The following is a 12,072-nucleotide window of genomic DNA, read 5'->3' on the forward strand; positions in this document are numbered from 1 at the left end:
GGTCACCGTCACGCCTTTCGTTTCCGTCTCACGACCCGGCCCCGTACCAGGTGAGTCTCGCTCGGCGTAGTCGAACAGTGACTCACCGGCGACGTCTTCGGCGCATCACGGCGGCCGGAACGTGGTATGCGTGGAACGTGGGAATCGTTCCGGTACAACGGACGTTTAGACGATGGGATTCGCGGGCAACCCCGGCGTTCCCGAAGGGACGCCCCGGTCATCCCGGTGTGTCGCGCCGTCGGTGCCGCGTCGTTCGCGTCCCCTCCCTGAGGTGTGCCCGCCCCGAAAGACGAACGGGTATACCCATCCCTGACCATACGTATGCGTCGTGCGGCCAGAAATCTTCCCCTTACGGGCTGATTTTTTGTTGATCGAGGGTGAGAAGGTCGCTCGGTCGCCCTACCCTTCAGAGGGTGAACCAACTGATGTCCCGAGAGTCCGAGGCCGATCTGCCAGGGGAAGCCGAAGCCGCCCTCCCCGGCACCCTGCCCGAAGCCCTGCGTGCCGAACTCGTCGCGTTCCGCCGTGACTTGCACATGCACCCCGAGCTCGGAAACCAGGAGTTCCGCACGACCGCCGCGATCAAGGCCCGCCTGGAGAAGGCAGGGCTCCGGCCGCGCGTGCTCGACAGTGGAACCGGACTCATCTGCGACATCGGTGACTGGGACGGCGGCCGGCCCCGCCTCGCGATGCGCGCCGACATCGACGCGCTGCCCATTCCCGACACCAAGGTGGACTGCGAGTACCGCTCCACCGTCCCGGACCGCGCCCACGCCTGCGGCCACGACGTGCACACCACCGTCGTGCTCGGCGCCGGGCTCGTCCTCACCGACCTGCACCGCAAGGGACAGCTGCCGCGCCCCGTACGGCTGATCTTCCAGCCCGCCGAGGAGGTCCTCCCCGGCGGCGCGGGCGACGTGATCAGGAGCGGCGCCCTCGAAGGCGTCGGCCGGATCATCGCCGTGCACTGCGACCCGAGGGTCGACGCCGGCCGTATCGGCCTGCGCCACGGTCCCATCACCTCGGCCTGCGACCGCCTGGAGATCGCCCTCGACGGCCCCGGCGGCCACACCGCGCGCCCCCACCTGACCACCGACCTCGTCACGGCCGCCGCCCGCGTCGTCACCGACGTGCCGGCGCTGGTCGCCCGCCGCGTCGACGCCCGCAGTGGGCTGTCCGTGACCTGGGGCCGCGTCGAGTCGGGCCACGCCCCGAACGTGATCCCGCAGCACGCCGAGCTGTCCGGCACCGTCCGCTGCCTCGACATCAACGCCTGGCGGCAGGCGCCCGACCTGGTGCACGAGGCGATCGCCGAGGTCGCGACCCTGCACCGCGCCAAGTCCGAGATCAACTACGTCCGAGGTGTGCCGCCGGTCGTCAACGACCCCGTCGTCACCGAGCTGATCCACGACGCCATGGCCGCCCGCCGCGGCGCCACGGCAGTCGAGGACACCGAGCAGAGCCTCGGCGGCGAGGACTTCTCCTGGTACCTGGAGCACGTCCCCGGCGCCATGGCCCGCCTGGGTGTCCGCCGCCCGGGCGACCTCACGGTCCGCGACCTCCACCAGGGCGACTTCGACGCGGACGAGCACGCCATCACCGTGGGCGTCGAACTGTTCACCGCCGCGGCCCTCCTGGACGCCCGGATGCAGGTCCTCGAGACCACGGCCCCCTAGCCCTGTCACCGGGCCAGGGGCCGGCGCGGGAGTCCGGCGCACCGCCTCCACGGAGTCGGTGCCCGATCCGCACCCGCCCTCCGGTTGCGGCGCCCCCGCCCTCGCGGCAGCCTGGTGCGCGTGGCGTACGGCCCCGTACGGCACGCGCACCGTCACGCCTGAGTCACCCCGCGGACACGGAACGCGAGAGACACGTGAGGGCTCTGCCCCAAGCGTCCCTTTCGATCCCATGGTTCACGAGGACGTAACCGGCCATCGGCACGAATGGATAACGGCCAGCCGAAACCCCGTTCCCAGGAGTGTCTACGCGCGTTAATGTGCGCCGAACTGAGCACCCGGCTGCGGGGCTTTGGAGAAGATGGGGAACTTCAAGATGCGTCGGATTTCCAAACTGACCCGCGTCGCGGTGGGGGTCGCGTCGCTGGCGCTCGCCGCCACGGCCTGTGGTGGGACCAGCAGCGAGAGCGGCAACGGCGGCGACGGCGAGAGCAAGGGCGCCAAGGGCCTCGCGATCGCGTACGACATCGGCGGCAAGGGCGACCAGTCCTTCAACGACGCGGCGTACGCGGGTCTGCAGAAGGCCGAGAAGGAGTTCGGCTACAAGACGGCCGACATCGAGCCCACCGAGGGTGAGACCGACGCCGACAAGCAGCAGCGTCTGGAGTCCCTCGCCAAGCAGGGCTACAACCCGGTCGTCGGTGTCGGCTTCGCCTACGGCCCCGCCATGGAGGCCGCCTCCAAGAAGTACCCGAAGACCACGTTCGGCATCGTCGACTCGGTCGTCGAGGGCGACAACGTGGCGTCCCTCGTCTTCGCCGAGGAGCAGGCCTCCTACCTCGCCGGTGTCGCGGCCGCCAAGGCCACCAAGTCGAACACCGTCGGCTTCGTGGGCGGTGTGGACATCCCGCTCATCCACAAGTTCGAGGCCGGCTACAAGCAGGGTGTCCAGGACACCAGCGGCGGCAAGGTCAAGGTCATCTCGCAGTACCTGACCCAGACGGCCGAGGAGGGTGGCTTCTCCAGCCCCGACAAGGGCAAGGCCGCCGCCGAGGGCCAGATCGAGAAGGGTGCCGACGTCCTGTACGCCGCGGCCGGCCTCTCCGGTCAGGGTGTCATCGAGGCCGCCGCCAAGGCGAAGGTCTGGGCCATCGGCGTCGACTCCGACCAGTACAAGCAGGAGGCCCTCGCCTCCTACAAGGGCTCCATCCTCACCTCGGCCCTCAAGGACGTCGGCGGCGCGGTCTACACGCTCGCCAAGTCCGTCGAGGACGGCAAGCCGCTCACCGGTGTCCAGACCTTCGACCTGAAGGTCAACGGCGTGGGCCTGGCCGACTCGAACCCGGAGTTCGCCAAGATCGCGGGCCTCTCCGACGCCGTCGCCAAGGCGAAGGAAGAGATCATCAGCGGCAAGATCAAGGTGAAGACCGAGTAGTTCCCCACTCCGGCCCGCGCGGGCCGAGGAGTGACAGTCACCTGAAACGGGCGGGCGCCACCACGGCTCCCGCCCGCTTCACGTTCTCCGGGGCCGGCCGCCCCGATGTGATGACGTACGACGGTCCTCCCGCAGCCCCGGCCGTCCCCGATGGCGAAAAACGCCCCGCGGGCCCGGCTCCCCCCACCGCCCCGCCGGCACCCCCTCACAGCCGAGGGGAACCCCGCGACCAGCCACAACGAACCCGCGTGCGCGCTCCCACCCAAATCGCCCCCCACCCCCCACGCCAACCTCCCCGCCCGCCTTGCGACACGGCCCCATAACAACCGGGCAACCGGGGCTTTCCCGCCAGGGTCTACGCGCGTTACCCTCGGCGAAAGCCAGCGCCGACGCTGTGAAGCACCACTGAGCAGTACCCTCCGGCGCTTGTACGACTAGGAGCACCAGAACATGCGCCGGGTTTCCCGCATCGCGGTCGCAGGCGCAGCGACCGCCTCCCTCGCCCTCGCCCTCTCCGCCTGTGGCGGCACCTCGACGGAGGCCTCGTCCTCCTCCGACGCGAAGGGCGGCGACAAGGGCCTCGCGATCGCGTACGACGTCGGCGGCAAGGGCGACCAGTCCTTCAACGACGCCGCGTACGCGGGCCTGGAGCAGGCGAAGAAGGAGTTCGGGTACCAGACCCAGGACATCGAGCCCACCGAGGGCGAGACGGACGCCGACAAGGAGCAGCGCCTGGTCTCCCTGGCCAAGCAGGGCTACAACCCCGTCATCGGCGTCGGCTACGCGTACGCGACCGCAGTGAAGGAGGCCGCCGAGCAGTACCCGGACACCACCTTCGGCATCGTGGACGACTCCACCGTGCAGCTGAAGAACGTGGCCGACCTGGTCTTCTCCGAGGAGCAGGCCTCGTACCTCGCGGGCGTCGCGGCCGCGAAGAGCACCAAGAGCAACGTGGTCGGCTTCGTGGGCGGTGTGGACATCCCGCTGATCCACAAGTTCCAGGCCGGCTTCGAGCAGGGCGTCAAGGACACCAACCCGAAGGCGAAGGTGCTCACCCAGTACCTGACCCAGACGGCCGAGGAGGGCGGCTTCTCCAGCCCCGACAAGGGCAAGTCGGCCGCCGAGGGCCAGATCGAGAAGAAGGCCGACGTCGTGTACGCGGCGGCCGGTCTGTCCGGTCAGGGCGTGATCGAGGCCGCCGCCGCCAACAAGGTGTGGGCGATCGGCGTCGACTCCGACCAGTACCAGCAGGAAGCCCTCGCGAAGTACAAGGACGCGATCCTGACCTCCGCGATGAAGGACGTCGCCAAGGCGGTGTACAACCTGACGAAGTCGGTCGAGGACGGCAAGCCCGAGACCGGTATCGTCAGGGGCGATCTGAAGAGCGGTGAGGTCGGTCTCGCCGACTCGAACCCCACGTTCAAGGACGACACCAAGCTCCAGGAGGCCATCGAGACGGCCAAGGAGAAGATCATCAGCGGCGAGATCAAGGTCAGGACCAGCTGACCGAGCAGGACCTCGAGCAGATACGCGACCCCGGGGTCGTGCGGCCGTGCGGGAGCCGCCCACCCGGCCCGCACCTCCCCGGAGTCGCCGGTAACCGCGGGGTTACGTCCGCTCAACGGGGTACGGGGAGTCTTCCTCCCTGTACCCCGTTGTCTCGGGCGTCGCCCCTTTCGATGCCGTAGGGGCGCTACGCGCGTAGACGACCCCCTTTCCCCAGGAGAGTGCGCCATCAACGCGTCCAGCAGCCCTCCGGCCGACGCGGCGGTCAACGGTCAGGCGACCGCCGTCGAACTCGCCGGTATCACCAAGCGATTCCCCGGCGTGGTGGCCAACCACGACATCCACCTCACCGTCCGCAAGGGCACCGTCCACGCCCTCGTCGGTGAGAACGGCGCCGGCAAGTCGACCCTGATGAAGATCCTCTACGGCATGCAGAAGCCGGACGAGGGCACCATCACGGTCGACGGCGACCAGGTGAGTTTCTCGTCCCCCGCCGACGCCATCGCGCGCGGCATCGGCATGGTGCACCAGCACTTCATGCTGGCCGACAACCTCACCGTTCTGGAGAACGTGGTCCTCGGCAGCGAGAAGCTCCACGGCATCGGCGCCAAGGCCCGCCGCACGATCAAGGAGATCTCCGACCGGTACGGCTTCGGGGTCCGCCCCGACGTCCTCGTGGAGGAACTCGGCGTCGCCGAGCGCCAGCGCGTGGAGATCCTCAAGGTCCTCTACCGCGGCGCCCGCACCCTGATCCTCGACGAGCCCACCGCCGTGCTGGTGCCGCAGGAGGTCGACGCGCTCTTCGCCAACCTGCGCGAGCTCAAGGCGCAGGGCCTGTCGGTCATCTTCATCTCGCACAAGCTGGGCGAGGTGCTGTCGGTCGCCGACGAGATCACCGTCATCCGGCGCGGCACGACCGTCGGCACGGCCGTCCCCGCCGAGACCACCCCGCGCCAGCTCGCCGAACTGATGGTGGGCAGCGAGCTGCCCACCCCGGAGACCGCCGAGTCCACGGTCACCGACCGCGCCGTCCTGAGCGTCGACAAGCTGCGTCTCACGGCGCCCGGCGGCAAGGCCCTCCTGGACGACATCAGCTTCACCATCCACGCGGGCGAGGTCCTCGGCCTCGCCGGCGTCGAGGGCAACGGCCAGACCGAGCTGATCGACGCGCTGATCGGCCTGAAGCCCGCCGACTCCGGCATCATCCGGCTGGCCGACGACGAGATCACGACGTGGCCCACCCGCAAGCGCCGTGAGCAGGGCGTCGGTTACATCCCCGAGGACCGCCACCGGCACGGTCTGCTCCTGGAGGCCCCTCTCTGGGAGAACCGTATCCTCGGTCATGTGACCGAGCGGCCCAACGCCAAGGGCGTCTGGCTCGACCCGAAGGCCGCACAGGAGGACACGCGCCGCATCGTCGCCGAGTACGACGTCCGCACCCCCGGCATCGACGTCACCGCCGCCTCCCTGTCCGGCGGCAACCAGCAGAAGCTGATCGTCGGCCGCGAGATGAGCCACAAGCCGCGCTTCCTGATCGCCGCCCACCCCACCCGCGGTGTGGACGTCGGCGCGCAGGCCCAGATCTGGGACCAGATCCGGGAGGCCCGCCGCGAGGGTCTGGCCGTGCTGCTGATCTCCGCCGACCTCGACGAGCTGATCGGCCTGTCCGACACCCTCCGGGTGATCTACAACGGCAGGCTGGTCGCGGACGCCGACCCGGCCACCATCACCCCCGAGGAGCTCGGCTCCGCCATGACCGGTGCCGCCACCGGCCACCTCGAACACGAAGAGACCCCCGAGACACCGGGCAAGGGCCCCGCGTCTCCGGAAGGCGAGGCCCGCTGATGAAGAAGTTCGACAAGGAGCGGGTGCTCCTCGCGGTGGCGGGGCCGGTCCTCGCGCTCGCCGTCGCCTTCGTGCTGACCGCGATCGTGCTGCTCGCGTCCGGCAAGAACCCGGTCGAGCCGTTCACGATCATGTTCGAGCAGGCGTCGTTCTCGGACATCCAGGTCCGGATCATCAACCAGGCGTCGCTGTACTACATCGCGGCCCTCGCGGTGGCCGTCGGCTTCCGCATGAACCTGTTCAACATCGGTGTCGACGGCCAGTACCTGCTCGGCGCCATGATGGCCGCGATCGTCGGCGCCCACGTCGACCTGCCCGCGTTCCTCCAGGTCCCGCTGCTGATGCTCACGGCGATCCTCACCGGTGCCTTCTGGGCCGGCATCGTCGGTGTCCTCAAGGTCACCCGCGGGGTCAGCGAGGTCGTCGCGTCGATCATGCTCAACGCGATCGCGACCTCCATCATCGGCTACCTCTGGCTGCCGACCGTCTTCGGCGTCAAGGTCGGCAACAACAACACCACCGGCGAGATGGCCGAGTCCGGCTGGGTGCCCGGCATCGACATGGGCGCCGCCGGCGAGATCTACGGCCTGGTCCTCCTCGCCGTCGCGCTCGGCGTCGGCTACTGGGTCGTCCTCAACCGCACCCGCTTCGGTTTCGACCTGCGCGCCTCCGGCGCCTCGGAGACGGCCGCCGCGGCCAGCGGTGTCGACCCCAAGCGGATGATCCTCACCGCCATGCTGATCTCCGGCGGCGTCGCCGGCCTCGCGGGTCTGCCGATCCTGCTCGGCGACACCCACACGTACAGCCTGAACTTCCCCACCGGCATCGGCTTCCTCGGCATCGGCATCGCCCTGCTGGGCCGCAACAGCCCCGTCGGCATCGCCTTCGCGTCCCTGCTGTGGGCCTGGCTCGACAAGGCGTCACCGGAGCTGGACTTCCACGGCTACGACAAGGAGATCGCGGTCATCATGCAGGGCCTGATCGTGCTCTCGGTCGTCGTCTCCTACGAGACCGTCCGTGAGTGGGGCCTGCGTCGCCAGCAGCGCCGCGTCGGCGCCGAACTCGCCGCCGGGCACGTCCTCGGCGCGGACAACAACGTCAAGAAGGAGGTGGCTGGCCGATGACCACGAGCACCACCGCGACCGACCTCAACCAGCCCTCGCTGGAGCCCACCGCCCGGACCGGGCGGAGGATGTCGCTGCCCGTGCTGCTGCTGGTCATCTCCGGCGTCCTGGCACTCACCTCGCTGGTCCGCATCATCACCGGCGCGGACGGCATCACCAACGTCAGCCAGATGTCCACGGCCCTGGAACTGGCCGTCCCGATCGGCCTGGCCGGTCTCGGCGGTCTGTGGGCCGAGCGCTCGGGCGTGGTCAACATCGGCCTCGAGGGCATGATGATCCTCGGCACCTGGTTCGGCGCCTGGGCCGGCTTCCAGTACGGCCCGTGGACCGGCGTCCTGGTCGGCATCGCCGGCGGCGCGATCGGCGGTCTGCTGCACGCCTTCGTCACCGTCACCTTCAACGTCAACCACATCGTCTCCGGTGTGGCCATCAACATCCTCGCCCTCGGCGCCACCCGCTACCTCGCCCCGCTGGCCTTCGAGGGCCACCAGGGCGGTTCCGCCAAGCAGTCCCCGCCGGTCGAGTCCATCGGCGACTTCACCGTCCCCGGACTGTCCGACGCGCTGACGGAACTCAACTCCAAGGGCTGGTTCTTCGTCTCCGACCTCGCCGGCCTGCTCGGCGGTCTGGTCACCAACGTCTCGTGGCTGACCCTCGTCGCCGTCGCGCTGATCCCCGCCACCTGGTGGATCCTGTGGCGCAGCGCCTTCGGTCTGCGGCTGCGCTCCTGCGGTGAGAACCCGATCGCCGCCGAGTCCCTCGGCGTCAACGTCTACAAGTACAAGTACATCGCCGTGATCATCTCCGGCGGTCTGGCCGGCCTCGGTGGAGCCTTCCTCTCCATCGTCGCCAACCCCTTCTACCTGGAGGGCCAGACCAGCGGGCGCGGCTTCATCGGCCTCGCCGCGATGATCTTCGGCAACTGGATGCCGGGCGGCCTCGCCCTCGGCGCCGGCCTGTTCGGCTACACCGACAGCCTCAACCTGCGCGGCGGCTCGGAGAACGTCCACGCCCTGCTGCTGCTCGGCGCGCTGCTGCTGCTCATCGGCGCGATCTGGCTCGCGGTCCGCAAGAAGTACGTCCAGGCCCTGATCACCGCGGTCATCGGTGTCCTGGTGTACTCCTGGTACGCCACCACCAACGAGGTCCCGAACCAGGTCGTCGCCGCCACCCCGTACGTCATCACCCTGATCGTCCTCGCGCTCTCCGCGCAGCGGCTGCGGATGCCGAAGGCGGACGGCCTGCCGTACCGGAAGGGACAGGGCAAGTGACCGCCGTCGACTGGGAGAAGCTGCGTACGGTGGCCCGGGACGCCATGTCCCGGGCGTACGCCCCGTACTCCGGCTACCCGGTCGGCGTGGCGGCCCTCGTCGACGACGGCCGGATCGTCTCGGGCTGCAACGTCGAGAACGCCTCCTACGGGCTCGGCCTGTGCGCGGAGTGCGGTCTCGTCTCGGAGCTGCAGAACAGCGGCGGCGGCCGCCTCACGCACTTCACCTGCGTGGACGGCAAGGGCGAGATCCTCGTCCCGTGCGGCCGCTGCCGGCAACTGCTGTACGAGTTCGGCGGGCCCGACCTGCTGCTGGAGACCCCCGGCGGGATCCTCCCCCTCTCCGAGATGCTGCCCCAGGCCTTCGGCCCGGACCATCTCACCAAGTAACTCCCGCGGCCCCTCCTGACGACCGGTCGGAGGGGCCGCTCCCTTTCCGATCCGCACCGGGTCGCTTTCGGAACCTTCGAAAGGAAAGCCATGACTGTGCTGTCGATGGACGCCATCTCCGTGATCCGCACCAAGCGGGACCGCGGTGAACTCAGCGACGAGCAGATCGACTGGGTCGTCGACGCGTACACCCGCGGGGAGGTCGCCGACTACCAGATGGCCGCCCTGAACATGGCGATCCTGCTCAACGGCATGAACCGCCGCGAGATCTCCCGCTGGACCGCCGCCATGATCGCCTCCGGCGAGCGCATGGACTTCTCGTCGCTGTCCCTGCCGACCGCCGACAAGCACTCCACCGGGGGCGTCGGCGACAAGATCACCCTCCCGCTGGCGCCCCTGGTCGCGGCCTGCGGCGCGGCCGTCCCCCAGCTCTCCGGCCGGGGTCTCGGCCACACCGGCGGCACCCTGGACAAGCTGGAGTCCATCCCGGGCTGGCGCGCGCTCCTGTCCAACGAGGAGATGCTGTCCGTGCTGGACAGCGTGGGCGCGGTGATCTGCGCGGCGGGCGACGGCCTGGCCCCCGCCGACAAGAAGCTGTATGCGCTGCGCGACGTCACCGGCACCGTCGAGGCCATCCCGCTGATCGCCTCCTCGATCATGTCGAAGAAGATCGCGGAGGGCACCGGCTCCCTGGTCCTCGACGTGAAGGTCGGCAGCGGCGCCTTCATGAAGACCATCGAGGACGCCCGCGAGCTGGCCTCCACGATGGTCGGCCTGGGCACGGACCACGGAGTGAGGACCGTGGCGCTGCTGACGGACATGTCCACCCCGCTGGGCCTGACCGCCGGCAACGCGCTGGAGGTCCGCGAGTCGGTCGAGGTCCTCGCGGGCGGCGGCCCGGCGGACGTCGTCGAGCTGACGATCGCGCTGGCCCGCGAGATGCTCGACGCGGCCGGGGTGAAGGACGCCGACCCGGCGAGGGCGCTGGCCGACGGCTCCGCCATGGACGCCTGGCGCCGCATGATCGCGGCCCAGGGCGGCGACCCCGACGCGGACCTGCCCACCTCCCGCGAGCAGCACGTCGTGAAGGCCCCCTCCTCGGGCGTCCTGACCCGTCTCGACGCCTACGACATCGGCATCGCCGCCTGGCGTCTCGGCGCCGGCCGCGCCCGCAAGGAGGACCCGGTGCAGGCCGCCGCGGGCGTCGAGATGCACGCCAAGCCCGGCGACACCGTCACCGAGGGCCAGCCCCTCCTCACCCTCCACACGGACACCCCCGAGCGCTTCTCCTACGCGCTGGAGGCCGTCGAGGGCTCGTACGACATCGCCGCCGCGGGCACGCCGTTCACCCCGAACCCGATCGTGCTGGACCGCATCGCCTGACCGCGGGGCCTGCCGGCGGCCGGGCGGGCGAACCGGCCCCCGGCGGCGGGGCCGGCGCAGCTGCCGTCGTGTCCGCGATGAGTTCCAGGGGTCGGTCCGGTCTACCGGTCGTGGACGCGACGACACCCGCCGTACTCGTGCTGCCGGGCCCCGTCACCCGGGACGCGGTGCCTCGGCTCTGTGCCGAGGTGCGCGCGCGGCTGGGGGCGGACGGGGCGGGCGGGGTGGTGGTGTGCGACGTCGCCGGGATCGGGCCGCCCGGGCTGGGGGCCGTCGACCTGCTGGCCCGGTTGCAGCTCACGGCGAAACGGGCCGGGGGCCGCATACGGCTGCGGGACCCCGACCCGGCGCTGTGCGCGCTACTGCGCCTGGTCGGGCTTGCCCTCGATGTGGAGGGGCAGGTCGAAGAGGGGGAACCAGCGTGCCGTGTCCAGGAAGCAGTGGAACCCGGCGATCCGGTTCTCTGATATCTCCAGCACCTGCACGGCCCAGGCGCTGAAGCCGCCCTTCTCCGGGTCCGGCTTGTACTGAGCGAAGCCCGGCAGGCCGTTCACCGCGACCGGCACCAGATGCGAGCCCGCGCAGGGCGCACCCAGCGTCGTCATGAACCCGGTGATGTCGCTCGTGCCCGTCAGCCACAGGTCGAACGGCGGCATCGTCATCACCGCGTCCTCGTGCAGCAGGGCCGTCAGCGCCGTCATGTCGTACCCCTCGAAGGCGGCGACATAGCGCTCCAGCAGCTTCTGCTGCTCCTCGTCGAGCGGGTCGGAGACATCGCCCTCGGCGAGGCGGCCGTCACCTTCGCCGAGGGTGGCGCGGGCCCGCTGGAGCGCGCTGTTCACCGAGGCGACCGTGGTGTCCAGCAGCTCGGCGACCTCGCTCGCCTTCCAGGCCAGGACCTCGCGCAGGATGAGCACGGCCCGCTGCTTGGCGGGCAGCTTCTGCAGGGCGGCGACGAAGGCGAGGCGCACGGACTCCTTGGCCACGGCCGCCTCCGCCGGGTCGGTGGTCGTCGGCAGCACCCGGGCGTCCGGGACTGGCTCCAGCCAGGTGTTGTCGGGGCGGGGGGCGAGGGCGGCACGGGCGAGGGGCGTCGACTCGGTGAGATCCATGGGACGGGCCCTCTTGTTCCCCGCGGTGAGCATGTCCAGGCAGACGTTCGTCGCGATGCGGTACAGCCACGACCGCAGGGAGGAGCGGCCCTCGAACTTCTCGTAGCTCCGCCAGGCCCGGATCATGGTGTCCTGCACGGCGTCCTCCGCCTCGAAGGACGAGCCGAGCATCCGGTAGCAGTACCCGGTCAGCTCGACCCGGTGCTTCTCCAGCCGGACGTCCAGATCCGCCGTCACCGTCGCCGTACCGTCGCTCATGGCCAACCCACCCCTGTGGCTCATTCCCGTCACGCGCACCTGTGCGCGCCACCTCTTCGGAAGCTACCGCAGCCCA

At 70.2% G+C, this 12,072-nt stretch carries 10 protein-coding genes; 9 read left to right on the forward strand and 1 reads right to left on the reverse strand.

Features of this window, described 5'->3' with window-relative positions; genetic code table 11:
- The first annotated feature begins 425 nt into the window (after positions 1-425).
- The 9 genes from GSY65_RS23410 (at position 426) to GSY65_RS23450 (ending at position 11,093) form a co-directional block, all read left to right on the forward strand.
- Positions 426-1,676 (forward strand): amidohydrolase, encoded by a 1,251-nt coding sequence (locus GSY65_RS23410; RefSeq protein ID WP_159772073.1) that lies wholly within the window; start codon positions 426-428, stop codon positions 1,674-1,676.
- A 373-nt stretch (positions 1,677-2,049) separates the two neighbouring features.
- Positions 2,050-3,108, forward strand: a complete 1,059-nt coding sequence (locus tag GSY65_RS23415) for a BMP family lipoprotein (RefSeq protein WP_159772076.1) — start codon at positions 2,050-2,052, stop codon at positions 3,106-3,108.
- A 450-nt stretch (positions 3,109-3,558) separates the two neighbouring features.
- Positions 3,559-4,614, forward strand: coding sequence for a BMP family lipoprotein (locus tag GSY65_RS23420; protein WP_159772078.1), 1,056 nt, complete (start codon positions 3,559-3,561; stop codon positions 4,612-4,614).
- A 228-nt stretch (positions 4,615-4,842) separates the two neighbouring features.
- Positions 4,843-6,459 carry an ABC transporter ATP-binding protein gene (locus tag GSY65_RS23425; RefSeq protein WP_159776304.1) on the forward strand — a complete coding sequence of 539 codons (1,617 nt, stop codon included), beginning with the start codon at positions 4,843-4,845 and terminating at the stop codon, positions 6,457-6,459.
- The gene (locus GSY65_RS23430) at positions 6,459-7,583 is read left to right on the forward strand and encodes an ABC transporter permease (protein ID WP_159772080.1); all 1,125 of its coding nucleotides are present in this window, start codon (positions 6,459-6,461) and stop codon (positions 7,581-7,583) included. The genes GSY65_RS23425 and GSY65_RS23430 overlap by 1 nt, the downstream gene beginning before the upstream one ends.
- Positions 7,580-8,854 (forward strand): ABC transporter permease, encoded by a 1,275-nt coding sequence (locus GSY65_RS23435; protein WP_159772082.1) that lies wholly within the window; start codon positions 7,580-7,582, stop codon positions 8,852-8,854. The genes GSY65_RS23430 and GSY65_RS23435 overlap by 4 nt, the downstream gene beginning before the upstream one ends.
- Positions 8,851-9,243, forward strand: coding sequence for a cytidine deaminase (locus tag GSY65_RS23440; protein ID WP_159772084.1), 393 nt, complete (start codon positions 8,851-8,853; stop codon positions 9,241-9,243). The genes GSY65_RS23435 and GSY65_RS23440 overlap by 4 nt, the downstream gene beginning before the upstream one ends.
- A gap of 99 nt (positions 9,244-9,342) precedes the next feature.
- Positions 9,343-10,626, forward strand: coding sequence for a thymidine phosphorylase (locus GSY65_RS23445; protein WP_159776306.1), 1,284 nt, complete (start codon positions 9,343-9,345; stop codon positions 10,624-10,626).
- 77 nt (positions 10,627-10,703) lie between these two features.
- A complete protein-coding gene (locus GSY65_RS23450; protein WP_159772086.1) occupies positions 10,704-11,093 on the forward strand; it encodes an STAS domain-containing protein in 390 nt (129 codons plus the stop codon).
- Here GSY65_RS23450 and GSY65_RS23455 read toward each other — a convergent pair.
- Positions 10,986-11,996: a sigma-70 family RNA polymerase sigma factor gene (locus tag GSY65_RS23455; protein WP_159772088.1), complete on the reverse strand. Its 1,011-nt coding sequence runs from the start codon at positions 11,994-11,996 to the stop codon at positions 10,986-10,988. The two genes, GSY65_RS23450 and GSY65_RS23455, sit on opposite strands and share 108 nt — an antisense overlap.
- Positions 11,997-12,072 lie beyond the last annotated feature (76 nt).

It is taken from the genome of Streptomyces sp. HM190 (assembly GCF_009857135.1).
Taxonomy (GTDB): Bacteria; Actinomycetota; Actinomycetes; order Streptomycetales; family Streptomycetaceae; genus Streptomyces; species Streptomyces heilongjiangensis.

Excerpts from the sequence above, each read along its gene's own strand:
- GSY65_RS23410 (WP_159772073.1), top strand. The coding sequence starts at position 426 with ATGTCCCGAGAGTCCGAGGCCGATCTGCCAGGGGAAGCCGAAGCCGCC.
- GSY65_RS23415 (WP_159772076.1), top strand. The coding sequence starts at position 2,050 with ATGCGTCGGATTTCCAAACTGACCCGCGTCGCGGTGGGGGTCGCGTCG.
- GSY65_RS23420 (WP_159772078.1), top strand. The coding sequence starts at position 3,559 with ATGCGCCGGGTTTCCCGCATCGCGGTCGCAGGCGCAGCGACCGCCTCC.
- GSY65_RS23430 (WP_159772080.1), top strand. The coding sequence starts at position 6,459 with ATGAAGAAGTTCGACAAGGAGCGGGTGCTCCTCGCGGTGGCGGGGCCG.
- GSY65_RS23435 (WP_159772082.1), top strand. The coding sequence starts at position 7,580 with ATGACCACGAGCACCACCGCGACCGACCTCAACCAGCCCTCGCTGGAG.
- GSY65_RS23450 (WP_159772086.1), top strand. The coding sequence starts at position 10,704 with ATGAGTTCCAGGGGTCGGTCCGGTCTACCGGTCGTGGACGCGACGACA.
- GSY65_RS23455 (WP_159772088.1), bottom strand. The coding sequence starts at position 11,996 with ATGAGCGACGGTACGGCGACGGTGACGGCGGATCTGGACGTCCGGCTG.